Genomic DNA, 25688 nt, shown 5'->3' with positions numbered 1-25688 from the left:
GTCTAGAGGCGCTTTTTGTCTGCAAGCAATGGTCCGCTTGTGTTTTTTTACTTTGCCTTCGCATAAAAAAAGGGTCCGCCTCCGGCTTTCACCCATTCCGGGCGGGGTGCATAAACTGCTGTTAAGTCAGCATTTTGCATAAACCCCGGTGAAGCGCACTGCGCCGGAGAACCGGTGAACGACGCGAACCTGCCGGCCGGCAGGGAAGGTCCGGGAGCGGGCCGGTTAGTGAACGGGCCCGGTTCGGGTAATGCGAAATGCGAAGTGGAAAGGAGCGTCAACCCTATGCTGACAGGTGTCAGAATCGTGTTTCTGGGCGGGGACGCACGACAGATTGAAGTCATCCGAAAATGTGTGGATCTGGATGCGACGGTAAGCGCCGCCGGATTCGAAAAATGGGAGACTCCGTGTGAAGGAGTCTCTTTCGCGCCGCTTAGCCCGGAGCTGTTGGCTGACGCGGACGCCTTGGTTCTGCCCGCCGTAGGCTGCGACGAGGAGGGACGGATCCGGGCGGTCTTCACCGATTTGCCGCTGCAGCTGCTGGAGGAACATATTGCCGCCATTCCGGCACAATGTACCGTCTACACCGGCATGGCCAAAGCTTATCTGCGCAAGTTGTGCCAAAAACACGAGCGCAAGCTGGTTGAACTGCTCAACCGCGACGATGTTGCCATCTACAATTCGATCCCAACCGCCGAAGGGGCGCTGGTGATGGCGATTCAAAACACGGATTTTACGATTCACGGTTCTTCCTCGCTTGTCCTCGGTATGGGCCGGACGGGGTTTACAATGGCCAATGCCCTTAACGGCCTGGGAGCACAGGTAAAAGTAGGCGTGCGCAAGCAGGAGCATTACGCCCGGGCGGAAGCAATGGGCTGGAAGCCGTTTATGACCAGTGAGCTGGCGCAGCACGCTGCTGAAGCCGATTTGATTTTTAATACGATCCCGGACCTGGTGATTACGGCAAGAATCCTGTCCAGGATGCCCCGGCACGCCGTGATTATCGACCTGGCTTCAGCACCGGGCGGCTGCGATTTCCGGTATGCGGAAAAGCGGGGGATCAAAGCGATCCTGGCGCCGGGACTGCCCGGGATCGTCGCGCCGAAGACAGCCGGCATGATTATGGCGGGAGCGCTGGTCCAGTCGATATCCGACGATTATCTGAACAGGGGGGAGAAGCGATGAACTGGAAAGGTAAAACAGTTGGATACGCGATCACCGGCTCGCACTGCACCTTCGCGGAGGTCATGCCCCAAATCCGGCGTTTCGTGGAAGAAGGGGCAAACGTGGTTCCTATCGTGTCCGGGTCGGTGCTCGGGACGGACACCCGCTTCGGGACTTCGGAAAATTGGCTAAAACAGTTGAAAGATATAACGGGGAATGATATCATTTCTACAATTGTTGAAGCGGAACCGCTGGGCCCATCCAAGCTGCTCGATGTATTGACGATTGCTCCCTGCACGGGAAACACAACCAGCAAGCTGGCGAATGCGATGACCGACAGTCCTGTTTTGATGGCCGCCAAAGCGCAGATGCGCAACGGCCGTCCCGTCGTGCTGGCCATATCCACTAACGACGGCCTGGGACTGAACGCGGCGAACATCGCCAAGCTGCTTGTGGCCAAAAACATTTACTTCGTTCCGTTCGGACAGGATAACCCGGAGCAGAAGCCGAACTCGCTGGTAGCGCGCATGGATCTCATTCCAGAGACATGTTATGCGGCGCTCCAGGGCGAACAGCTCCAGCCGATGATTATCGAACGGTTTCATTCAGCATAGTACAACGCACTACAGATTCAGCTGTAATTCATAGAAGGGGAGATGCGCCAGATGAGCAACAAAGCCTTTAATGTCGCCGTAGTCGGTGCGACAGGAGCCGTCGGAGAACAAATTATAGGTCTTTTGGAGAAACGGAATTTTCCGATAGCGAAGCTGAAGCTTCTGTCTTCCAAACGTTCTGCGGGTACGGTGATTCCTTTTAAAGGTCAAGATATCGTAGTGGAGGAAGCAACCCCCGACAGTTTTGAAGGGATTGAAATCGCGCTGTTCAGTGCGGGCGGAGATGTAAGCAAGCAGCTTGCCCCGCATGCGATTGCGCATGGCGCGGTCTGCATTGATAACACGAACGCTTACCGCATGGATCCGAATACCCCGCTGGTCGTTCCGGAGGTAAACCCGGAGCAGATTGGCAACCACCAGGGGCTGATCGCGAACCCGAACTGCTCGACCATTCAAATGGTGGCGGCGCTGAAGCCGCTGCATGACGCTTATGGCATCGCGCGGATTATTGTATCCACCTACCAGGCGGTTTCCGGAGCCGGAGCCCGCGCCATCGACGAGCTGAAACGCCAGAGCCGCGAGGCGCTGGAAGGGGGCGAAGTGCGTCCGGATATTTTACCGGTCGGCTCGCTGCCGGTGAAGCATCAGATTGCCTTTAACGCCATTCCGCAGATCGACAAATTCCAGGATAACGGTTATACACTGGAAGAAATGAAGATGGTCCGCGAAACGAAAAAAATCATGGGCGACGATTCCATCGAAGTGACGGCGACCTGTGTGCGGATTCCGGTCGTATACGGACACTCCGAATCCGTCTATGTCGAATTCAAGAAAGACTACGAGCTTGGCGACGTGCGCGAGCTCCTCGCAAATGCTCCGGGCATTACGCTGACCGACGATCCGGAACGTCAGCTGTATCCGCTCGCGACCGAATCCGCCGGCAAGCCGGACGTATTCGTCGGCAGATTGCGCCGGGACCTCGGCCACAGCCGGGGCCTGAATATGTGGGTGGTTTCCGACAACCTGATGAAAGGCGCGGCATGGAACGCCGTTCAGATTGCGGAGATTATCGCTCGACAATCCTAATTTACAGTGGAGAAACGGGTCGCGCCCCTTTGGGGAATTGCGCCGTTTTTCGCGATTGGCAGCATATGGAGGAATTTTAGATGGGAATTTTGGTGCAAAAATTCGGCGGCACTTCGCTGTCCACGCCGCAGGCGCGCGAGCATGTCGTCCGTCATGTAAAACGGGAGCTGGCCGGCGGCTTCAATCTGGTCATCGTTGTATCGGCGATGGGCCGGCGGGGAGAACCTTACGCCACCGATACGCTGCTTGACGTGGCGGTGCAGAACGGCAACGCCCTGCAGGACCGGGAGAAGGATCTGCTGATGGCCTGCGGGGAGATTATTTCCGCAACCACGCTCTGCAGCCTGCTGGGAAGCGAAGGGATTCAAGCGACAGTGCTGACCGGAGGGCAGGCCGGTTTCATGACGGACGGCCAATACGGCAATGCCCGCATCCTGGATGTCCGTCCTGAACGGATCCTCAGAGAGCTGCGGGAGCAGAAGGTCGTCATTGTTACCGGGTTCCAGGGCATGACGGAATCGGGCGACTTCACGACGCTTGGACGCGGAGGCAGCGACACGTCGGCGACGGCGCTTGGCGCAGCCCTGCGGGCCGACATGGTGGATATTTACACCGATGTCGACGGCATCCTGACGGCGGATCCGCGGATTGTGGAAGACGCGAAGCCGCTTCCGTATGTCACGTATACGGAAATCTGCAATATGGCGTACCAGGGAGCAAAGGTGATCCATCCCAGAGCGGTCGAGATCGCAATGCAGGCCCAGATTCCGGTCCGGGTCCGCTCCACCTTTTCGGAGGGAGAGGGAACACTGGTAACGCATCAGGAGGGCTTCAAGGATGAGCGTGCCGGAATCGTAGACCGTTATGTGACCGGGATCGCCTACGTAAGCAACATTACCCAGATCTCCGTCGACTGTCCGGAAGGCAACGGCTCGGGCATTCAGCTTCAGATCTTCAAGACGATGGCGGAAAACGGAATAAGCGTTGATTTTATTAATGTTACACCGACGGGTGCGGTCTATACCGTGTTCGATAATGTGTCCGAGAAGGCGATTCACGCGCTGCAGGAGCTGGGACTCCGGCCCAAAAGCCTGTCCGGCTGCGCCAAGGTATCCGTCATCGGGGGCGGCATCAACGGTGTCCCGGGCATTATGGCGCGGATCGTGGAGGCGCTGAGTGCGCAGAATATCCAGATCCTCCAGTCTGCCGACTCCAACACGACCATATGGGTACTCGTAAAAAAAGAAGACATGGTTCAATCTTTACGCGCCCTGCATCATCAATTCGAACTGCACCGATAAAAAACCGAATATCGTCTCCCGGCCGGCCGCATGCAAGTGCCAGCGCTTTTGGGCTTTGGGCTGACAAACCAGCGCACCGCGCCAGCCGCGCCGGGAAGAACGGTAAGGAGGGGAAGCCAAGTGGATTTCGGAAGATTGATCACAGCCATGGTAACACCGTTTGACAAGTCGGAGGCAATTAACTGGGACGCTGCCGCCAAGCTGGTCGATTATTTGATCGAAGAACAGAAATCAGAGGCCCTCGTCGTATGCGGCACAACCGGCGAATCGCCCACGTTAACCGATGAAGAGAAGCTGCAGCTGTTTGCTTTTGTGAAGGAGCGTGCCGCGGGCCGGGCCAAAATTATTGCCGGCACCGGAGGCAACAGCACGCAGCATTCCATAGAACTCACTAAAGAAGCCGAAAAACTCGGCGTGGACGGCATTCTGCTGGTCGTGCCCTATTACAACAAGCCGAACCAGGAAGGACTGTACCGCCATTTTGCCGCCATCGCGGCGCAAACGTCGCTTCCGGTGATGCTGTACAATATTCCCGGCCGCACCGGGATCTGTATGAGCGTGGCGACAACGCTGAAGCTGGCGCAGATCCCGAATATCACCGCAACAAAGGAATGCGCTTCCGTCGAGCAGGTCACCTGGCTGGCCAGGGAATGCCCGGAGAATTTTTATATTTATTCGGGGGACGACTCCTCCGCGCTGCCCGCACTTGCTGTTGGCGGACACGGCCTGGTGAGCGTGGCGAGCCATATTGTCGGCGCTGACATCCGGCGGATGATCGAAGCGTTCCTGTCTGGGGACGCCAGGGAAGCAGGCAGGCTGCACCGGGAGCTGTACCCGGTCTTTAAGGGGCTGTTTGAATGTCCCCACCCGCTGCCCAACCCGTCCGCGGTGAAATATGCGCTTGGACTGCAGGGTCTTGACGTCGGAACCGTCCGGCTGCCGCTTGTGGCGCCCAGCGAAGATGAGGCGGCGTTTATCCGCGAGCTTTTGAAGAAGTAAAGAAGGCGTAAACGCCTTATTGAAGGGAACGGATAACCCTTAACCGAATAGGTGAACAAACGACAAAGCCGGTCTGGATAAGACCGGTTTTTTTGCGCAGCAATGTCGGGGTCGGCGGTGCTAACACCATTGTATTTTTGCCAAACCCAAGAAGGAGGGGCAGACCCCTTTGAAACAGCCCTTTAAGGCGCGGAAAGTAACGCACAGATGGCGGGCCCGGAAGAAATAAAGCAGGGCTTTTGCGGCAAGAATAGAGGACAGGAAAGTGGACGACTTGTTTTTTGACAAAATTATCAGGTATAATGTGGTTAAGTGACTGGGTGCGGTTAAAATTAAATATGCGGAAACTTCCGTCAACGTTATGCATGGAGAGACAGAATCCTTGTATACGTCTGTTCGTTATAACAGCATGTTCGCGTAGGGGCGCGGCGGTGAAGCTTGACGGAACGGCCCGCATGGTACGGGTTTCCTGGTACGGAAGCTGAATCTGTTATGATACGGATCGGAATGTGTGTTTCTGCGTCTTAAATGGCCATTCATTCCGGAATTCTCCGCAGTTTGAAAGTGTTCAGCGCTAGGTTACCGTCTGGTCTTCCTCTGCTTCGGAGTCGCGGCAGCGGCGGTCTTTTCTTAAGCTTTGTCTTTTTTAGGTCTCATGCTTAAGGGAGCAGTCTATCCGCATATCCGCATACCGTGAGGTTGACTGCAAATCGGCACATGGCATCTATTTTAATACAAGAATATACGTCCACAATTTAGGAGGGTTAGATTCATTTGTCCAAAAAAAACAACAACGATAAATTGTCTATTTTCGCATTGGGCGGAGTCGGCGAGATCGGAAAAAACATGTATGTCGTGCAGTACGGAAACGACATTGTCGTCATTGACGCGGGACTGAAGTTCCCTGAAGAGGATATGCTGGGTATCGATATCGTTATTCCCGATATTTCTTACCTCACCGAGAACCGCGACAAAGTCAGAGGCATCGTCTTGACCCACGGTCACGAAGACCATATCGGCGGTCTGCCTTATGTCCTGAAGCATCTGAATGTTCCGGTATACGGCACAAAGCTTACGCTTGGCCTGGTCGAGAACAAATTGAAGGAAGCGAACCTGCTTGGCGAAACGAAACGGATTCTCATTCACGAGGATTCTGAGGTGGAGCTCGGCAATTCGCTGAAGGTTACGTTTTTCCGTACCAATCACAGCATTCCGGACTCTGTAGGCGTCTGCGTCGAAACACCGGAAGGCAATGTCGTCCACACTGGCGACTTCAAATTTGATCATACCCCTGTCAATGATCAATACGCGAACCTGCACCGGATGGCTGAAATCGGCCAAAAGGGCGTACTGGCGCTGATGTCGGACAGCACGAACGCAGAGAAACCTGGATTCACACCTTCTGAGAAAAATGTCGGCGTTGTGCTGGAAGATATTTTCCGCAAAGCCGAACAGCGTGTCGTTGTGGCAACGTTCGCTTCAAACGTTCACCGGATTCAGCAGGTGGTTAATGCAGCGGAATCGACCGGCCGTAAAATCACCGTTATCGGACGCAGCATGGTCAACGTCGTATCGATCGCCTCCGAGCTGGGATATCTGCATATGCCGGACGGCATGCTGATTGAGCCGGAAGAGATGAACCGCATGGCGGCGAACCGCGTGGTCGTATTGTGCACAGGCAGCCAAGGCGAGCCGATGTCCGCGTTGACCCGTATGGCCCGTTCGAGCCACCGCAAAGTGGATATCCTGCCTGGCGACACGGTAATTATCGCCGCTACGCCGGTACCGGGGAACGAGAAGTATGTAGGCCGCACGATTGATGAGCTGTTCCGCCTCGGCGCGAACGTCATTTACAGCGGATCGAATTCAGGCGTGCACGTATCGGGCCACGGCAGCCAGGAAGAGCTGAAGCTGATGCTGAATCTGATGAAGCCCAAATACTTCATTCCGATTCACGGTGAATACCGGATGCAGCGCCGCCACTCCCTGCTGGCCGAATCGGTTGGCGTCGACCCGGATAACATCTTTATTACCGAGATCGGCGAGATAGTGGAAATCCAAGGCGGCTCGGCGCGCAAGGCCGGCAAGGTAACCGCAGGCAACGTGCTGATCGACGGTCTTGGCGTAGGCGACGTAGGCAACATCGTGCTGCGCGACCGCAAGCTGCTGTCGCAGGACGGCATTCTGGTGGTAGTGGTGACCCTGAGCAAGCAGAACGGTTCGATAGTATCGGGCCCGGACATTATCTCGCGCGGTTTTGTGTATGTACGGGAGTCCGAAGGACTGCTTGACGAGGCAAACCGCATCGTGTCGAGCACGCTGCAGCGGCTGATGAGCGAAAAAGTTAACGAGTGGGCGTCCCTTAAAACAAATGTCAAAGACGCGCTTGGACGTTTCCTCTATGAGCAGACCCGCCGCAGACCAATGATTTTGCCAATTATTATGGAAGTGTGATCCGGCCAGTCCGTATCCGCACAGTATAGAACCTCCGCTCTCCCGCAGGAAATCGCACATGATTTCCCGCAAGGGACGGAGGTTTTTTCGGCTGCGCTGCCAGATGTCGATGGTCCGCTTTATCTGGATTGGTCTCTGCTCGTTGTACGCGTGAATAAGTCATGTCCGCCTGACGTCATACTAACGGCAGACTCATGCGGGTAATGGACTTAACGACGGAAGGGGACATGCATCATGTGGAAGGGAAGCGAATTGGCAATCAGCGGGACGGAAAAGGAGGCGGGGGCCATTCCCGAGGGGGAACCGGCACAACTGCCGGTGACGGAGCAGGGACTTCCGGCAAGCGCAACAGTGCCGGTCAAAGAGCTGGGCGTATCGGCGGTGCCCGCACCGGAGCCGGACGTGTTTTGCCTGACGATCATCGGACAAATTGAAGGCCATATCGTCATGCCGCCGCACAATAAAACGACCAAATATGAGCATATTATCCCGCAGCTGGTTGCGGCGGAGCAGAGCCGGACGATCAAGGGGCTGCTGATTATTTTGAATACGGTCGGAGGCGATGTGGAGGCGGGGCTGGCGATTGCGGAGATGATTGCGTCGCTGACCAAACCCACGGTCACCGTTGTTGTTGGCGGAGGGCACAGCATCGGCGTACCGATTGCCGTGGCCGCAAGCCACTCTGTCATCGCTGAAAGCGCAACGATGACCATCCATCCGATCCGGATGAACGGACTGATTATCGGGGTGCCGCAAACTTTTGAATATATGGAAAAAATGCAGGAGCGGGTGGTCAGGTTCGTAACCAACCACTCGCGGATTACCGAAGAGCAGTTCAAGGATCTGATGTTCAAAACCGGCGAACTTAACCGGGATATCGGCACAGCGGTGGGCGGGTATGACGCCGTCAAATACGGGCTGATGGATGAGGTAGGGGGAATCGGCACCGCGCTGGCCCGGCTGAATGAGATGATTGCCGGATCATCGTCGCCCGGGGGGCTCACCCAATGACACTGCATACGGTAATGCCCATGGAGCAAGTGTGGAACGGGGCCATCCAGGTAGGGGAGTTCCGGGAGATGAAGGTCGGCGGAATGCTGATGCAAATCGCGCCGGCGGGCGGAGGCAAAGGCCGGATCGTCCGGCTGATCGGCTGCCCGCTGCACGCATATCTCGATCCGTCGCTGGCTCCCGGGAGCCTGATTGATTGTCCCGGCACGGACTGAAGCACCGAATAGGAAACGGCAAGCCTGTCGAACCGGCAGGCTTATTGCCAGTTCCGCACGAAAAAAAAGAGAACATAGGTACGCCACGCCATTATATGGTATAATGTTGTTCCGGGGGTGGCAGGCGTGGCCAAACGCAGAAAAAAGAAGAAGAAAGCGCTGCTCGGCAGCGTTTTAAAATATGAAATCTACGGCATCGTTCTGATTACGCTGTCTGTTATCGCTTTGTCCGGAGAGGCGGCTGTCGGTGAGGCGCTGTCGCAGTATTCGGCTTTTTTGTTCGGCCGTTTTTATTTTGTGGTGCCGATGATCGGCATTTATTTTGGGTTAAACGTCATGATCCACAGGCGCTGGCCTTCCGCGTGGACAAGCCGTCATACAGGCATTCTGCTGCTGGTCATGGCGCTTACGTTAATGAGCACCATTTCCGCAATGGAGCGGAAGCTCGGCCCGCTTACGACAACAAATGCGGCAGGAGAGACATTTACGGCGCTGACGCCGAAGGGCGTGCTGTCGCAGATACATAATGATTTAACGGGCGCTTTTCAGCCGCCCGGTGATAAAGGTGCGGCGTACGTATTGGGCCGGGATATTAGCGGCGGTTATGTCGGCGCGCTGGAGTTTGCTTTGCTGCTGCTGCTGTTCGGGACGCTTGGCGCCAAGCTGATTATGATTGTCATGCTGGCGATCAGCTTTATGCTCATCACGAACCTTTCGTACGTGGAGCTCTTTGGGCTGCTGCAGAACCAGACCAGGTCGCTGGTGAAGATGCTTCGGACCCGGGCCGCCAACCGGCCCAAGGCCGTCCCGGTGCGCTCGAAGCCAGCCGTTTCCAAGGCGAAGCTGAAGGCTGCGCCGCCAATTGACGAGGAGGAAGAGGATGAGGAAGAAGACATCCGTCCGCGCGCTCCCAGAAAGCAGCCGCTGTTCTTCCAGCGGCTGGCGCAGTGGGCCGTTCCCGGCGACAGCAGCCGGGCGGCGGATCATCCGGATGGCGCCGGGCAGGCGGAGACTATCACAACCGCGCCGCATACCGAGACGCAGCTTCCAGCCTTTACCGGATGGGAGCCGGAAGCTAATGAGCCGGAGGATCCAAACGAAATCGAGGAGGACATGCCGATTATCCGCGATTTCTTCGAGCATATCCGCTCGGAAGGCTTAAGCGAGGAGGACCGGGAGGAATGGGCGGAGTTTTCTCCCGCAGCGCGCGGCACGGCGCCGGGAGGAACGGGACCCGCTGCAGAGAACCAGCCTAACGGGGCGGGAGAACATCTGCTGCCTGCTTCAGGCGGGGGTGAGCTGCCACCGGATGCATCTCCCGATGCTGCGGCCGATGCCACCGGCGGCGAAGCAGCGGCGGAAACGCCTGCCGAAGCGAAACCGGCTCCGCCGCCGAAGCCGTACCGGCTGCCGCATTTCCGGCTGTTGTCCAAGCCGAGCGGGGCGGGCAAAGGCGGCGACCAAAGCGACTACATGCAGACCGCGCGCAAGCTGGAAGCAACACTCGAGAGCTTTGGCGTGCGGGCAAAAGTGCTTGAGGTTGTCCGTGGTCCTGCCGTAACGCGCTATGAAATTCAGCCGGACATCGGCGTTAAAGTCAGCCGGATCGTCAATTTGACGGACGATATCGCGCTTGCGCTTGCTGCCAAGGATATCCGGATGGAAGCGCCAATTCCCGGCAAATCGGCGATCGGGATCGAGGTGCCGAATCCGGAGGTGTCGGTCGTCACCATGCGCGAGGTTATGGAAACCCAGATTTTCCAGGATTCCACCGCCAAGCTGTCGATCGCGTTCGGCAGAGATATTTCGGGCCAGACCATCGTTGGCAATCTGGCGAAGATGCCCCACCTTCTGGTCGCCGGCGCAACAGGCTCCGGCAAGTCGGTCTGCATTAACGGGATTATCACCAGTATCCTGTATAAGGCCAAGCCGAATGAGGTCAAGTTTTTGATGGTCGATCCAAAGATGGTTGAACTGAATGTGTATAACGGCATTCCCCATCTTATGGCGCCGGTAGTTACCGATCCGAAGCGGGCCAGTCTGGCGCTGAAAAAAATTGTTGTGGAGATGGAGAAACGCTATGAGCTGTTCTCCAAGTCCGGCACCCGGAACGTTGAAGGCTACAACCTGCTGATGAAAGACAATCCTGCGGCGGTTTTGCCTTATATTGTTGTTATCGTCGACGAGCTCGCCGACCTGATGATGGTTGCCGCCAATGATGTAGAGGATGCGATCTGCCGGCTGGCCCAAATGGCCCGGGCGGCGGGAATTCATCTCATTATTGCTACCCAGCGGCCTTCGGTGGATGTCATAACCGGCGTCATCAAAGCAAATATCCCATCCCGGATCGCCTTTGGCGTATCCTCGCAGGTGGACTCGCGCACCATTCTGGACATGGCGGGCGCGGAGAAGCTGCTTGGCCGGGGTGATATGCTGTTTATGCCGATGGGCGCCTCCAAACCGGTCCGCGTACAAGGCGCATTCCTGAGCGACCAGGAGGTTGAAGCGGTTGTGCATTTTGTCAGCAGCCAAGGCGAAGCGGTGTACGATGAATCGATCGTGCCGGAAGTCGAGGAAGCCGACGGCGATGGTGATGAACCGCAGGACGAACTGTACGAGCAGGCGGTGCAGATTGTGCTGGAAGCCAAGCAGGCTTCCGTCTCCTTGCTGCAGCGGAGAATGCGCGTCGGTTACACGCGGGCGGCACGTCTGATCGATTACATGGAGTCCAAAGGCGTAATCGGCCCTTATGAAGGCAGCAAGCCAAGGGAAGTGCTTGTATCCGCGGAGCAGTACCAGCAGAACCGGATCAGCTCATAAAATAAGGTGAAATGCCGGCTGCGGTCGGCCTGATGAACCGCTGCTCTCATATGAGAGCGGCGGTTTTTCTATACGTTCCATGAAAAGGCGGGGTGAGGAAAGGGGTCATGGTCTAGCCTTTCTCACAGATCTCCGGTGCGTGCATAGGATCAACTCTTGGTCGTCATAATAACGGTAGCCATCCATTGCGAAAACTTCCAAGAGAAAGGCAGAGCGATAAGATGAAAAACCAGAAGCTGTGGGTAATTGCCGCAATGACCCTTGCATTAACTGCCGCCCCGCTCGCGGGGTATTTGACCGGTTTCCCGGGGGCGTCCGTCAAAAACGAAGCGGCCAGCCAAGAACATCTCCTTGCAGAAGAAGCCCTGCCGGTATTCAGCACAACCCTGGTTAAGTTTGGTTCGTCCGGTCAGGATGTTTACGAGCTGCAGGGCCGGCTAAAATTCCTGGGGTTCTACAACGGGAAGATCGACAGTACGTTTGGATCCAAAACTTTAAATTCGGTAAAGTGGTTTCAGTGGGAATTCGGGATGAAAGCCGATGGGGTTGTAGGCCCAAAAACGAAGCTGAAGCTGTATAACGCCACAAAATCGTGGAGACCGACCGAGCCAAAAACCGGTACTGCGGCTGCAGGAGGAGGAACTCCCCCCGCAAACCAAAATACTGGCGGAGGAGGCGGCGGCTCCAAGGCCGCGTTGTCTTCCGGCAATACGATGGGACTGTCCGAAAACGACCTCAAAATTATGGCGAACGCCGTGCACGGCGAAGCCAGAGGCGAGCCGTTTGAAGGCCAGGTGGCGGTGGCAGCCGTTATTTTGAACCGTGTCAAATCGCCAAGCTTCCCGAATTCGCCGTCCGGTGTTATTTTTCAGCCTGGTGCGTTTACCGCGGTGGCTGACGGACAAATTTATCTGGAGCCAAACGAAACGTCGCGCAAAGCTGTGCAGCAGGCGCTGAACGGCTGGGATCCGACAGGCGGCTGCCTGTATTATTTTAATCCGAGAACGGCCACCTCCAAGTGGATTTGGACCCGTCCGCAGGTCAAAACGATTGGCGAGCATATTTTTTGTATGTAGCGGCTGTACCAGCCGTATTCAGAACCAGGAAGCAACCGGGGTTGTCCTTCGGTTGCTTCCTGTCTTTGGGATGGTTTAGAATGGATATTACTTAATGCGCCTAATAAGAGCAAATGCAAGCAGGATCACCGCTCTTTATTCTAACTGCTCCATACACGGCAGCTGTGCCGTGGTGATTTTCAGGCTAATTAGGACGCAAAGACGTGACATGATCCGGTCTGGGTTTGTTGGGCCGGTCCATTAAAGCAATTCCCATTTCGCCGTAAAGGAGTTTTGGACTTGAACAATTTACATTTTCAGCATGGCAGCTCCGCCGGCCTGCGCATCCATGTTCTGCCTACAACAACTTTCAAGACGTTTGCTATCTCTTTGTATGCCGGAGTTCCGCTGAATTCGGACACCGTAACTTCCACCGCGCTTATTCCTTTTGTGCTCCGCAGAGGAACCGCCGCTTATCCCGAGACGATTCAGTTTCGTGAACGATTGGAGCAGCTGTATGGAGCCGGCTTTGGCTTTGACGTGTATAAACGGGGCGATTACCAGATCGTTCAATTCCGGATGGATACCATTAACGACTCCTTTGTCCAAAGCGCCGAAAGCCTGCTCGATCAATCATTTGCCTTTTTGGGCGGCGTGCTTACCCGTCCGCTAACCGAACAAGGCCGCTTCCGGCCATCTTATGTGACAACCGAACGCGAAACGGTCCGCAAAAAACTGGAGAGCATTGTCAACGACAAAATCCGGTATGCCGCGGAACGCTGCATTGAAGAAATGTGCCGGAATGAACCGTACCGGCTGCATCCGCTTGGACAGCGGACGGATCTGGACGGCATTACACCGGAAGGCCTGTACCGCGCTTATGGCGACTGGCTGAACCGGGCTAATTTCGACTTGTATGTGGTTGGCGATACGACTCCGGAAGAGGTGGAACGTCTCGTCCAGCGCCATTTCAACCTGCCGTCCGGGCAAGCCGGTGAATACAAGTCTAGCTCTCCGCGTGTGACTGTTCAGGAGGTTAGACGGGTGGAGGAGCGGCTTGACGTGAACCAGGGCAAGCTGAATCTCGGACTCCGCACATCGATCACTTACCAGGATGACGACTATGCCAAAGCGCTGATGTACAACGGAATATTGGGCGGGTACCCGCATTCCAAGCTGTTCGTCAATGTGCGGGAAAAAGAAAGCCTGGCTTACTATGCCTCATCCCGGTATGACGGGCATAAAGGCCTCGGCACCATTCAGTCGGGGATTGAAATCCAAAATTACGGCAAAGCGCTCGATATTATCAACCGCCAGCTGGAAGAGATGCGGGCAGGCCGGATCACCGACCTGGAGTTGACCCAGACCCAGGCGATGATCCGCAATCTGCTGTCTGAAATTCAGGACTCCGCATTCGAGATGATCTCCTACGATTTCAACCGCCAGCTGTCGGGGCGCGACCGGTCCACCTCGGAGCTGCTGTCCCAGGTGGAGCAAATCGGTGCGGCGGAAGTAAAAGCCGCGGCGGAGACGTTCCAGCTTGATACGGTGTATTTTTTGACCGGGAAGGAGGCGTAACCCATGGAACAAATTCGCTACGATCAGCTGCAGGAGACCCTCTATCACGAGGTGCTTGATAACGGGCTTCAGGTGTACGTGCTGCCAAAACCGGGATTCCGCAAAACCTATGCCACGTTTGCCACCAAATACGGGTCGGTTGATAACCATTTCCGGGTGGAAGGTCAGGAGGAAGTTAGCGTACCCGACGGGATTGCGCATTTTCTGGAGCACAAAATGTTTGAAGAGCCGGAAGGCGACATCTTCGCCACTTTTGCGTCGAACGGGGCATCGGCCAACGCGTTTACCAGCTTTGAACAAACGGTGTACCTGTTTTCGGCCACTGAAAACATCGAGACCAACTTGTCGACGCTGATTGATTTTGTCCAGCGGCCGTATTTTACCGACCAAAATGTGGAGAAGGAAAAAGGGATCATCGGGCAGGAAATCAACATGTACCGCGATAACCCTGACTGGCGGGTGTATTTCGGTCTGATTGAAGCGATGTACAGCAAACATCCGGTCCGGATCGATATCGCCGGCACAGTCGAGTCGATCGGTACGATCACCAAGGAAACGCTTTACACCTGCTATAACGCTTTTTATCATCCAAGCAATATGCTGTTGTTTGTAGTCGGCGGAGTGGACCCGGAGAAGGTCATCCAGCTTATCCGTGACAACCAGGCCGCCAAAACGTACGGCCCGCAGGGCGAAATTGCGCGTCTGTTCGAAACCGAACCCCAAGCGGTGGCGACAAAACGGCTGGAGAACCGTCTGCCCGTATCGCTGCCGAAATGCCTGTTTGGCTTCAAGGAGAAACAGACCGCGGAAGGCGAGGCTGGCATCCGCCGCGATCTGACAACCAAGCTGATGCTGGACCTGCTGTTTGGCACAAGCACTAAGCTTTACCAGAAGCTGTACGATTCGGGGCTCATTTCAGACAGCTTCGGTCATGAATACAGCAGCTCGCCGCAGTATGCGTTTTCGGCTATTGGCGGGGATACGAAGGACCCCGACGAGCTGCTGCGCGTCATCCGGGAGGATGTGGACGCGCTGCTGAAGACCGGATTTGCGGAAGCGGATTTTGAGCGGGCCCGCAAGAAAAAAATCGGCGGATACCTGCGGATGCTCAATTCGCCCGAAAGCATCGCTCATGAATTTACCCGCTACCGGTTCCGCGGCGGCGATCTGTTTACGGTCGTGCCGCTGTATGAGTCTCTGACTCTGGACGAAGTAAATGAACGTTTCCGTTCGCATGTGGATTGGGATCAGCTGGCCGTATCTGTGGTGGTGAGCCCCGAGTGACGTTCACGGGAGAGAACGGGAAACCGATCGGGGAGACAACGGTGCTCGTAACGGGCGGCAGCGGAGGAATCGGCGGGGCAATCGCAGAGCGGTTCGCCTCCGTCGGCATGAACGTGGTCATTCATTATATGCATTCGCATGAAGCGGCCAACGAGGTCGCGCGCCGATGTATGGCACATGGGGCTAAGGTGATGACCATAGCGGCCGATATGAAGGACCGGCAGCAGCTTCAGCGGATGGCGGACCGGCTGGAGGGCAGCGGGCTGATGCCGGATGTGCTGGTCAACAACGCGGGGGTGTCGCTTTACGGCATGCTTGCGGACGTGACAGAGGAACAATGGGATCATGTCATGGGCGTCAATTTAAAAGGCACCTTCCTCTGCAGCCAGATTTTTATGCCATATATGGTCTCGCAAAAATATGGACGGATCATCAATGTCTCTTCCGTGTGGGGATTATCCGGCGCGTCCTGCGAGGTGGTGTACTCGGCCAGCAAAGGCGGGGTGAACGCCTTCACCAAAGCGCTTGCGAAGGAGCTGGCGCCGTCCGGGGTGACGGTTAATGCCGTCGCGCCCGGTGCGGTCCGGACGGAGATGCTGTCCGGGTTTGCTCCGGACGAAATCCGCTCGCTTGAAGAGGAGATCCCTGCCGGACGGCTTGCGACGCCTGAGGAAATCGCGTCGGTCGTGTATTTCCTTGCGCTTCCCGAATCCGGCTACATCAACGGGCAGATCATCAGCCCCAACGGGGGCTGGATGACCTGACGGCAGCCTAGCGCTGCCGTTTTGGCCTGCATGAGGGAAGGATAATTTGGCAGCATAGCGGGGCCTGCCAAAGGACATATTACAACTGTTGCTATTAAATCTTGCGTATGCGGGTGAAGGACGGCTTGTACACGTGCTTCACTTACGCAACCCCGAAGGAGGATTTAAGATGTCAACAGTAATCAAGAATTTTGATAATTGGAAGAAGTTCCTTGGTGAGCGTGTCGTTCAAGCGGAGCGGGCAGGACTGAGTGAAGACACAATTTCGAAACTTGCTTTCGAGATCGGCGAATTCCTCGACCGCAAAGTCGATCCGCAGAACGCATCGAACCGCGCGATCAAGGAGCTGTGGGACGTCGGCGACGACTCGGAGCGCCAGACGATCGCAAGACTGATGGTCAAGCTGGCAAAGGAAAACGCATAAGCTTGACGGAACAAGCTCCCCTGCCGGGGAGCTTTTCTGTAATTGTTACAGGTCTGTTCTTGCCTTTCAAAATTTTTTTATATATCATTGAACATGACTCAGACGAAACCAGAGGTGCACGCGATTGGAACCTAAACAATGGTACATGGAATACAAGATACATAAGAACCGGCCAGGACTGCTGGGTGATATTGCTTCGATGCTCGGCATGCTGGAGGTTAATATATTGACGATCAACGGCGTGGAAGGCAAAACAAGGGGCATGCTGCTTGAGACGGACGATGACGACAAGATCAAACTGATGGGCGAGATGCTGCGGAAGGTGGACAGCATCACCGTTACCGCGCTGCGTTCTCCGCGGCTGGTCGACAAGCTGGCCGTGCGCCACGGCCGGTATATCGACCGCGATTCGGACGACCGGAAGACGTTCCGTTTTACACGGGACGAACTTGGGCTGCTTGTCGATTTTTTGGGCGAGCTGTTTAAAAGGGAAGGCAAACAGGTAATCGGATTAAGAGGTATGCCGCGTGTTGGCAAAACGGAGTCGATTATCGCGGGCAGCGTATGCGCCATGAAGCGCTGGACCTTTGTTTCGTCGACCCTGCTGCGGCAGACCGTCCGCAGCCAGCTGGCCGAAGACGAAATGAACCCTAACAATGTGTTTATCATCGACGGCATTGTGAGCACCATCCGTTCGAATGAAAAGCATTACCATCTGCTCAAGGATATTATGGCGATGCCGAGTACGAAGGTGATTGAGCATCCCGATATTTTTGTGCGGGAATCGGAATACAATTATGAAGATTTCGACATTATTATCGAACTGCGGAACAACCCGAATGAAGAAATTTTGTATGACACCTTCACGACAAGCTACAGCGACGAGCTGTAACGTGAAGATAACGCAAGACCAATTACAGCATGACGGCACATAACCTTGAAGCCAGAGCCAAGGCTTCGTTATATGATTAGGAGGATGATGGTATGTCTGAACTGGGCCAGCAGCTAAAAGAGGCTCGTCTTCAGCGGGGGATGAGTCTCGATGATGTCCAGGAAGTGACGAAAATACGCAAAAAATACCTGGAAGCCATTGAAGCTGGGGATTATAAAGTGCTGCCCGGTAATTTTTATGTCCGGGCGTTTATCAAAACCTATGCGGAAGCGGTAGGGATGAATCCGGACGATCTGTTGGACGAGCATACGAGTGTACCGAAACCGGAGCCCGAAGCGACGATGGAAACGGTCATTACCAAACGCAGCCGCCGGCCTGAAACGGAACGTAGCGCCAAATGGCTGCCGACCCTGCTCATGTGGATTTTTCCGGTGCTGATCGTAGCGGTGATTTATCTCTATGCCACCGAGTGGAGCAAGCCGGATGAAGAAACCAATCCGCCGGCCGTCGCTAATGTAACCAACCCGGCGGCATCCGCGGCTCCGCCTGCTGCAGGCGGAGCAACGCCGGCTCCTTCGGCCGACGCGGGCGCCGGCGGCGAAGCATCGCCTGCCGCTTCGCCGGAGGTCTCGCCGTCCCCATCCCCATCGCCGTCTCCGTCGCCTCAATCATCGGTAGCAGTTACGCAAGACCGCAAGTCGGGCAAAACGACGGTGTTCAAAGTGAGCGCACCTGCAGGCTCACCGGTTAACGTTGTAATCGACGCCACCGGCAAAAGCTGGCTGGAAGTTTACAAAGGTGAAAATTCCAAAGGCGAAAAGCTGCAATACGGCAATACCGAAAGCGGTGATCACCTGACCTTCCAGCTGGATGGTGAAGGAATGTACATCAAATCGGGCGCCTCTTCCGCAACGACCATCACGGTCAACGGGCAAGAAGTGACGGACGGCAAGCCAACCACCCGGATCCGGCTTGAGCTGGATAACGCCGGCGGAACCGGACAACAGGCCGGAGCGGAGGGCGGCGCCTCCTCGGACGAAGGACAGACGGACGCTGCTGAATAGAAATAGCTTCCTTTGGACAAGATAGGGATGATTTTAAGTCTTGCGCCAAAGTGAGGTGTATCCCATGACCGCTAGTTGGATTGTAACCGTGCTTGGTATCATCGTCAGCCTGCTCGGCTATTATTTGACGCCGAGTGCTTGGGGCTATGGAATTCTTGGCTTCGGACTCGCGCATGTCGTGCTCGGCATTCTGGATATGTTCCGGAATCCGGCCCGCAGCCGGTAGGCCGACATACACAAGTGACGCTTCCCGTATACAGACGGGGAGCGTTTTTTGTTGATTTCGATACAGAACAGGGTCTGCGAAGATTCGGGGAAAGCTTGCTTTTGTCCAGCCGGGGCGGTCCATTAGACTTGCGCAGCGGTTTCTTTTATAATAGGAGGCGTATATTTGCAGAAAAAGGACGTGAAGGCATGGCATCCGAAAGCTCGTTCGATATTGTATCCAAGATGGATATGCAGGAATTGACGAATGCGGTTCACCAGACGGAGAAGGAAATCGAGAACCGCTTTGACTTCAAAGGCAGCAAAAGCAGCCTCAAACTGGAAAAGGACGCCCTGATCATCGTATCGGACGATGAGTACAAGCTGGGCGCCGTAATCGACATCCTCCAGTCCAAGATGGTTAAACGCGGAATTACACTGAAGAACATGGACTTTGGCAAAGTCGAACCGGCTTCCTCCGGAACGGTGCGCCAGCGGCTCGGTCTCAAACAGGGGATCGACCAGGAGAACGCCAAGAAGATTAACATTCTCATCCGCGACTCCAAGCTGAAGGTGAAAAGCCAGATCCAGGGGGACCAAATCCGCGTAACCGCCAAAAGCCGGGACGATCTCCAGCAAATCATCCAGCTGCTGCGTAAGGCGGATCTTCCGCTCGACCTGCAGTTCACCAATCTCAAGTAGCGCGATGTGCCTCGCCACCCTGTTAACGGAAGGGGTGCGGGGTGCTTTGCGTTTTGACAGCCGATTCAGGCATAGTTTATACTTGTTGAGATCATAGGGTACACGGCCTAAGAAGGTTTGGGGGATGACCGATGACGGAGAAAATTAAAATTGTGACGCTCGGCTGCGAAAAAAATCTGGTCGACTCAGAAATTATGTCCGGTCTTGTTCATGAGCGCGGTTATACGCTTGTTGACAACAAGGAGGACGCCACAGTCATCATTGTGAATACCTGCGGATTTATTGACGCGGCCAAGGAAGAGTCCGTGAATACCATTCTTGACCTGGCTGAACTGAAGGAAACGGCCCGGCTCAAAGCGCTGATCGTGTCCGGGTGCCTGACTCAGCGCTACAAGGAAGCGTTGATGGAAGAAATGCCGGAAATTGACGGAATTGTAGGCACCGGTGATTTTCATAATATCGTGCAGATTGTGGACGAGGCTGTGCGGGGACGCCGTCCGGTTTGGGTCGGCAATCCTGTGTTTAATTATGAACAGACACTGCCGCGCAAGGTTTCGACGCCAAGGTATACCGCGTTTGTTAAAGTTGCGGAGGGCTGTGACAATAATTGTACGTTTTGCTCCATCCCGATCATGCGCGGCGCGTTCCGCAGCCGTTCAATGGAGTCGATTGTTGCCGAAGTGGCGGATCTAGCCAGCCAAGGCGTCAAGGAATTCAGCCTGATTGCGCAGGATTCGACCAACTATGGCACCGATTTGTACGGCGACTTTCGTCTGCCCGAACTGCTGAACCGGGTCAGTGGAGTGGAGGGCGCATCGTGGGTTCGGCTGCATTATGCGTATCCGGGCTTTTTTACGGACGAGCTGATTCGTGTGATGGCGGAGAATCCGAAGGTGTGCAAATACGTGGACATGCCTCTGCAGCACAGCGAAGACACCATCCTCAAAAGAATGCGGCGTCCCGGCAGACAACGCGACGTCCGGGAGCTTATTGCGAAGATCCGCGCATCGATTCCAAACGTGTCGATCCGCACCTCGCTGATTGTGGGTTTCCCCGGCGAAACCGAAGAGGAGTTCGAGCGGCTCTGCGACTTTGTCCGGGAGATGCGTTTCGACCGTCTGGGGGTCTTTACATACTCAAACGAAGAGGATACCCCGGCCTCCAGGCTGCCTAATCATGTGCCGGACGAGGTAAAAGAGTGGCGCGCGAATACGCTGATGGAAATCCAGCGATCTGTGGCCAGAGACAGCGGAAGCCGGCATGTCGGCCAGGTGCTGGACGTGCTGCTTGAGCGCTACGACGGCAGAAGCGACGTTTACGTCGGCCGCTCCCAATATGACGCTCCGGAAATCGACGGTGAGGTGTTCGTGTCCGGCTGCACCGCCGACATTGGCACAATTACGAAGGTGCGCATCACCCATGCTTTTGAATACGACCTGTCCGGGGAGGAACTGCAGTGAACTTGCCTAACCGAATTACACTGGCGCGCATCTGTCTGATACCGATCATGATGTTCTTTTTGCTGGTGAACCTGAGCATCTACCCCGAACCGCTACACTGGGGTTCCTTCCAGCTGTCTTTCAATCATCTGATTGCGGCTGTTATCTTTTTGCTTGCGGCCAGCACCGACGGAATCGACGGTTACATCGCACGCAAATACAATCTCGTCACCAATTTGGGCAAGCTGCTGGATCCGCTGGCGGACAAGCTGCTTGTATCGGCGGTTCTGATCTCGCTGGTGGAACTGGGACGCTGCGATTCCTGGATCGCTATCGTCATTATCAGCCGGGAGTTCGCGGTAACCGGTCTCCGTCAAATCGCCCTTTTGGAAGGAAAAGTCGTCGCCGCAAGCAAATGGGGCAAAGTGAAAACGATCATCCAGATCGTAGCCATTTCGCTGCTGCTGCTGAACAACTTCCCGTTCCAGTTTGTCGGCATCCCGTTTGACGACATCGCCATTTGGCTGGCGGCGATCATCACGATTATTTCCGGGGTCGACTATTTTGTCAAAAATAAAGATCTGCTTCAGCTGCACAACGCTTAAATCGGGAGAAGGACAATGGGAGTACGCCTGTTGTCCTTTTTACAATGAATTTTACGGACTGAGCCGCCAGGGAGCAGGAAAGCGGGGCTGGCGCGGAGTCCATTCGAGCTGCTAATTCTTAATCATGGAGGAGAAAACGAGATGAAAGCCGAACTGATCGCTGTAGGAACCGAGCTTTTGCTAGGCCAGATTGTGAATACCAATGCGCAGTATTTATCCGCGGAGCTTGCGGCTCTGGGAATTGATGTCTATTTTCAAACCGTGGTCGGAGACAACATGGGCCGGCTGCAGGATGCGATCCGGATTGCGCAGTCCAGAGCGGATGTGATTTTGTTCACCGGCGGCATTGGACCAACGGAAGATGATCTCACCAAAGACGCGTTGGCCGCGGTGCTGGGCCGTTCGCTGCATCATGACAGACTGGCGATGGATCATGTGCAGCGTTTTTTTGACTCGCGTGGAGTGACTATGACGGAGAACAACCGTAAACAGGCGATTGTGATTGAAGGAAGCACGCCGCTGCCGAACGATACGGGGCTTGCTGTTGGCATCGCGCTTGCAGAGGAAGGCAAGTTCTATATCGTATTGCCGGGCGTACCGCGTGAAATGAAGCCGATGTTTGAGGGACCGGCCAAAACGTGGCTGCTCCAGCATGCCTTGACCGATGAAATGCCAATCTACTCGAAAATGCTGAAGTTCGCCGGGATCGGCGAGTCGCTGCTCGAAACCAAACTGATCGACCTCATCACCGGCCAGACCGACCCGACGATTGCGCCTTACGCCAAAGAAGGCGAGGTGACAATCCGGATTTCGACCAAAGCGCCAAGCGAAGCGGAAGCGATGAAAAAGCTTGAAGCGCTGGAAGCGGAGATTCGCAGCCGTCTGCCGGAGCATCTGTACGCCGATGAAGACATGCCGATCGAAAAGACGATCGTCGACTGGATGGCTGATGCCGGGTTGACGCTTAGCGCAGCCGAGAGCTGCACCGGCGGTCTGCTGATGGGGAGCATTACCAGCGTGCCCGGCAGTGCCTCCATGTTCCTTGGCGGTATCGTCTGCTACTCCAATCAAATGAAGGAAAAGCTGCTGAACGTGCCGCACGACTACCTGGAAGGTCCCGATGCGCCAGGAGCCGTCAGCCGGGAGGTGGCTGAAGTGCTGGCCGAGCAGGTCCGGATGGTGACAGACAGCGATTACGGCCTCTCCATTACAGGCGTGGCAGGGCCGGGTTATTCCGAACGCAAGCCGGTGGGGCTGGTCTACATCGGCATTGCGGAGCGCGGCGGCAAAACTGAAGTATTCGAGCTGAATCTGCACGGCAACAGGGAGACGATCCGCATCCGGTCCGTAAAATCGATTTTGTACCGCTTGTGGCGCCGTTTGGCCGAGCGCAAGGATGTGCCGACGCCGCTGAACGGATCCGACTTGTAATCTCCCGCAGCAGGAAGGTATAATGAGAGAAGCGGAAGAACCGCGGCAATGATAACCTCCTTGCCGCGGTTTTTTGTTTGATCATCGCCCTCTTTGAACAGCCGGCGGGGGATTTTTACAGACTCGGGAGAGGGAACGGGAGCGCGGAAAGGAGGTTTACAATAATAGGGAAAAGTCCCTTGCCGGATAAAAAAAACGAATGTATGTTCGAAAAAAAGCTTGGCAAACGTTCCAAAACACGGTATGATAGATATATAAACAGTGAAGGATGTGGTCTGATTGTCAGATCGTCGTGCAGCGCTGGAGATGGCGCTCCGTCAAATCGAAAAGCAATTCGGTAAAGGTTCGATCATGAAATTGGGCGAATCTACACATATGCAGGTTGAAGTTGTGCCCAGCGGTTCGCTGGCTCTTGATATTGCCCTTGGTACGGGCGGACTTCCTAAAGGACGGATTATTGAAGTATACGGACCGGAATCTTCCGGTAAAACAACGGTTGCGCTTCACGCGATTGCCGAAGTACAGAAAGCCGGCGGACAAGCTGCTTTCATCGATGCCGAGCACGCGCTGGATCCGAGCTATGCCAGCAAGCTTGGAGTCAACATCGATGAGCTGCTGCTGTCCCAGCCGGACACAGGTGAACAAGCGCTGGAAATCGCCGAAGCGCTTGTACGAAGCGGCGCAATCGATATTATTGTTGTCGACTCGGTAGCCGCATTGGTGCCGAAAGCGGAAATCGAAGGCGAGATGGGCGACTCCCACGTCGGTCTTCAAGCTCGTCTGATGTCCCAGGCTCTGCGCAAGCTGTCGGGTTCGATCAACAAATCGAAGACGATTGCTATCTTTATCAACCAGCTGCGTGAGAAAATCGGTGTCATGTTCGGTAACCCGGAGACTACACCGGGCGGACGCGCGCTGAAATTCTACTCCACGGTACGTTTGGATGTACGCCGTGTAGAGAGCATTAAGATGGGTAACGACATTGTCGGTAACCGTACGCGTGTCAAGGTCGTGAAGAACAAAGTTGCTCCTCCTTTCAAACAAGCCGACATCGACATTATGTACGGCGAAGGCATCTCGAGAGAAGGCAGCATCATCGATATCGCGACGGAGATGGATATCGTGAACAAGAGCGGCGCCTGGTATTCTTATGAGGGAGAGCGTCTTGGCCAAGGCCGGGAGAACGCAAAGCAGTTCCTGAAAGAACATCAAGACATCTCGCTTGTGATCGAGAACAAGATCCGCGAAGCCAGCAACTTGACGACACTGGTAGCGCCTCCTAGCGAAGCAGAGATCGAAGCGGAGAAACAGGAAGAACAGGCTCTGCTGGAAATCGAATAATCAGCTTGCATTATGCGGCGCCCTGTAGTTAATATCAGGGCGCCTTTTTATTGATTTCATAAAGTTGGCGGTGATAACGATGTTTCAGGATGACAATGGTGCGGAGCAGGAGGTGGACCGGGGGCTGTCGGCTTTTCCGGAAAACGAAGCGCTGGAGATTACCAAGGTAGAGCGGACCAAACGTTATGATCACCGGTATATCATTTATTTCGGCGAGCTGCAGTTAAGTGTCCATGAAGATGTGATGATTAAATACCGGATGACCCGGGGGAGCTGTTTTACCCGGGCGGAACTGGAGGAAATCGTCGTTGCGGACGAGCGGCAGCGGGCGTATCTGGAAGGACTGCGTTATCTCGGCCGGAAACCGAGAACGGCTAAAGAAATGGCCCGAAAGCTGAAGGACAAGGAAATTGCGGAGTCCATCGCGTCCGAAGTGATACAGCGTCTGATGGAGGAACGTCTGATCGACGATCCGCTGTATGCAAAGATGTGGACGGAGCAGCGGATACGCAGCCACCGCAAAGGCAAAATGTGGATCCGTCAGGAGCTGCGGGAGAAAGGAATTGACAAAACCGTTATTTCCGAAGCACTTGATGCGGTATCCCCTGAAGAGGAAGAACAAAGTGCGCTTGAGCTTGCGCGGAAGAAATGGCGTTCGACCCGCGGCGAACCGTTTGAACGGAAACGTAAAGCAGGCGCCTTTCTCATGCGGCGCGGGTATCCGGGTGAAATGGTAAGAAGAGTACTGGGAAAAGTGGCCGAGGAGGAAAATGCGGGAGAGGACGAGGAATGGGAAGAGTTGTGGTAGCCGTCTAGCGGCCGAGTATGCAAATTCAATATGGGAGCGGCTAAGTGTAGCGGCGGCTGAGTTTAGCCGGGCTAAATGTGGTGGCGGTTAAAGCCAGCTGGTCTGCTTGGGCTTAGCGTTCTGCCAAAATCAATCATTCCTGATATTGCTAATGGGGCAGGCTCTGATGGAGTCGCGCCGCGCTTGACTTTGTTGCCCGTTTCGACTCTCTTGACAACATCTTTTTATAAAATATAAAATATATCATGAATCCGCATAAATAAAAATCCTTTTTCCTTCCCAAAAAGGCCGTATTTATAGCGGTTCACGTATCAACTTCATCTGAAAGTTATCGCCGGAAACGGCGGACATGTACATGTGTTACATGTGCAGTGCAACAACCGGTGAGGTTTACCGGTTTTTTGTATGGTGATGAACGGGTATTGTGACAACT

At 55.0% G+C, this 25688-nt stretch carries 23 protein-coding genes; all 23 read left to right on the top strand.

Features of this window, described 5'->3' with window-relative positions; genetic code table 11:
- Positions 1–285: 285 nt before the first annotated feature.
- The 23 genes from dpsA (at position 286) to ACE6ED_RS00425 (ending at position 25255) form a co-directional block, all read left to right on the top strand.
- Complete coding sequence (gene dpsA, locus ACE6ED_RS00535) at positions 286–1185, top strand: dipicolinate synthase subunit DpsA (RefSeq protein WP_410825182.1); 900 nt, start codon at positions 286–288, stop codon at positions 1183–1185.
- Entirely contained in the window at positions 1182–1778 is a 597-nt protein-coding gene (locus tag ACE6ED_RS00530; protein WP_410824995.1) for a dipicolinate synthase subunit B, read from the top strand. The genes dpsA and ACE6ED_RS00530 overlap by 4 nt, the downstream gene beginning before the upstream one ends.
- Positions 1779–1829: 51 nt before the next feature.
- A complete protein-coding gene (locus ACE6ED_RS00525; protein WP_410824994.1) occupies positions 1830–2864 on the top strand; it encodes an aspartate-semialdehyde dehydrogenase in 1035 nt (344 codons plus the stop codon).
- Between the two features lie 80 nt (positions 2865–2944).
- Positions 2945–4165 carry an aspartate kinase gene (dapG, locus tag ACE6ED_RS00520; RefSeq protein WP_410824993.1) on the top strand — a complete coding sequence of 407 codons (1221 nt, stop codon included), beginning with the start codon at positions 2945–2947 and terminating at the stop codon, positions 4163–4165.
- Between the two features lie 120 nt (positions 4166–4285).
- Complete coding sequence (dapA, locus tag ACE6ED_RS00515; RefSeq protein ID WP_410824992.1) at positions 4286–5164, top strand: 4-hydroxy-tetrahydrodipicolinate synthase; 879 nt, start codon at positions 4286–4288, stop codon at positions 5162–5164.
- Positions 5165–5938: 774 nt separating this feature from the next.
- Positions 5939–7618 (top strand): ribonuclease J, encoded by a 1680-nt coding sequence (locus ACE6ED_RS00510; RefSeq protein ID WP_410824991.1) that lies wholly within the window; start codon positions 5939–5941, stop codon positions 7616–7618.
- A gap of 234 nt (positions 7619–7852) precedes the next feature.
- Positions 7853–8629 carry a ClpP family protease gene (locus ACE6ED_RS00505; protein WP_410824990.1) on the top strand — a complete coding sequence of 259 codons (777 nt, stop codon included), beginning with the start codon at positions 7853–7855 and terminating at the stop codon, positions 8627–8629.
- A complete protein-coding gene (locus ACE6ED_RS00500; RefSeq protein ID WP_410824989.1) occupies positions 8626–8844 on the top strand; it encodes a YlzJ-like family protein in 219 nt (72 codons plus the stop codon). Before ACE6ED_RS00505 ends, ACE6ED_RS00500 begins: the two co-directional genes overlap by 4 nt.
- Before the next feature lie 126 nt (positions 8845–8970).
- Entirely contained in the window at positions 8971–11664 is a 2694-nt protein-coding gene (locus ACE6ED_RS00495; protein WP_410824988.1) for a DNA translocase FtsK, read from the top strand.
- A gap of 221 nt (positions 11665–11885) precedes the next feature.
- Positions 11886–12740, top strand: coding sequence for a spore cortex-lytic enzyme (gene sleB, locus ACE6ED_RS00490; protein WP_410824987.1), 855 nt, complete (start codon positions 11886–11888; stop codon positions 12738–12740).
- A gap of 279 nt (positions 12741–13019) precedes the next feature.
- Positions 13020–14297 (top strand): EF-P 5-aminopentanol modification-associated protein YfmF, encoded by a 1278-nt coding sequence (gene yfmF, locus ACE6ED_RS00485; protein ID WP_410824986.1) that lies wholly within the window; start codon positions 13020–13022, stop codon positions 14295–14297.
- 3 nt (positions 14298–14300) lie between these two features.
- Positions 14301–15581 (top strand): EF-P 5-aminopentanol modification-associated protein YfmH, encoded by a 1281-nt coding sequence (gene yfmH, locus ACE6ED_RS00480; RefSeq protein WP_410824985.1) that lies wholly within the window; start codon positions 14301–14303, stop codon positions 15579–15581.
- Complete coding sequence (gene ymfI / locus ACE6ED_RS00475; RefSeq protein ID WP_410824984.1) at positions 15578–16345, top strand: elongation factor P 5-aminopentanone reductase; 768 nt, start codon at positions 15578–15580, stop codon at positions 16343–16345. Before yfmH ends, ymfI begins: the two co-directional genes overlap by 4 nt.
- Positions 16346–16514: 169 nt before the next feature.
- Positions 16515–16769 (top strand): DUF3243 domain-containing protein, encoded by a 255-nt coding sequence (locus tag ACE6ED_RS00470; protein ID WP_410824983.1) that lies wholly within the window; start codon positions 16515–16517, stop codon positions 16767–16769.
- 124 nt (positions 16770–16893) lie between these two features.
- Entirely contained in the window at positions 16894–17661 is a 768-nt protein-coding gene (locus ACE6ED_RS00465; protein WP_410824982.1) for a DUF3388 domain-containing protein, read from the top strand.
- A 92-nt stretch (positions 17662–17753) separates the two neighbouring features.
- Entirely contained in the window at positions 17754–18725 is a 972-nt protein-coding gene (locus ACE6ED_RS00460; protein ID WP_410824981.1) for a helix-turn-helix domain-containing protein, read from the top strand.
- 64 nt (positions 18726–18789) lie between these two features.
- Entirely contained in the window at positions 18790–18951 is a 162-nt protein-coding gene (locus ACE6ED_RS00455; RefSeq protein WP_410824980.1) for a hypothetical protein, read from the top strand.
- Positions 18952–19139: 188 nt separating this feature from the next.
- Positions 19140–19631 carry a YajQ family cyclic di-GMP-binding protein gene (locus ACE6ED_RS00450; RefSeq protein ID WP_410824979.1) on the top strand — a complete coding sequence of 164 codons (492 nt, stop codon included), beginning with the start codon at positions 19140–19142 and terminating at the stop codon, positions 19629–19631.
- Positions 19632–19762: 131 nt separating this feature from the next.
- The gene (rimO, locus tag ACE6ED_RS00445) at positions 19763–21091 is read left to right on the top strand and encodes a 30S ribosomal protein S12 methylthiotransferase RimO (RefSeq protein ID WP_410824978.1); all 1329 of its coding nucleotides are present in this window, start codon (positions 19763–19765) and stop codon (positions 21089–21091) included.
- Positions 21088–21675: a CDP-diacylglycerol--glycerol-3-phosphate 3-phosphatidyltransferase gene (pgsA, locus tag ACE6ED_RS00440; RefSeq protein WP_410824977.1), complete on the top strand. Its 588-nt coding sequence runs from the start codon at positions 21088–21090 to the stop codon at positions 21673–21675. Before rimO ends, pgsA begins: the two co-directional genes overlap by 4 nt.
- Before the next feature lie 141 nt (positions 21676–21816).
- Positions 21817–23106 carry a competence/damage-inducible protein A gene (locus ACE6ED_RS00435; protein ID WP_410824976.1) on the top strand — a complete coding sequence of 430 codons (1290 nt, stop codon included), beginning with the start codon at positions 21817–21819 and terminating at the stop codon, positions 23104–23106.
- Positions 23107–23385: 279 nt separating this feature from the next.
- The gene (recA, locus tag ACE6ED_RS00430) at positions 23386–24447 is read left to right on the top strand and encodes a recombinase RecA (protein ID WP_410824975.1); all 1062 of its coding nucleotides are present in this window, start codon (positions 23386–23388) and stop codon (positions 24445–24447) included.
- A gap of 79 nt (positions 24448–24526) precedes the next feature.
- On the top strand, positions 24527–25255 hold the full coding sequence (locus ACE6ED_RS00425; RefSeq protein ID WP_410824974.1) for a regulatory protein RecX: 729 nt from the start codon (positions 24527–24529) through the stop codon (positions 25253–25255).
- Positions 25256–25688 lie beyond the last annotated feature (433 nt).

This window comes from Paenibacillus nanchangensis, from assembly GCF_046543445.1.
GTDB lineage: Bacteria > Bacillota > Bacilli > Paenibacillales > Paenibacillaceae > Paenibacillus_AQ > Paenibacillus_AQ nanchangensis.
Note: the sequence above shows the minus strand (reverse complement) of the source record. Positions and strands in the feature narration are given on the sequence as shown.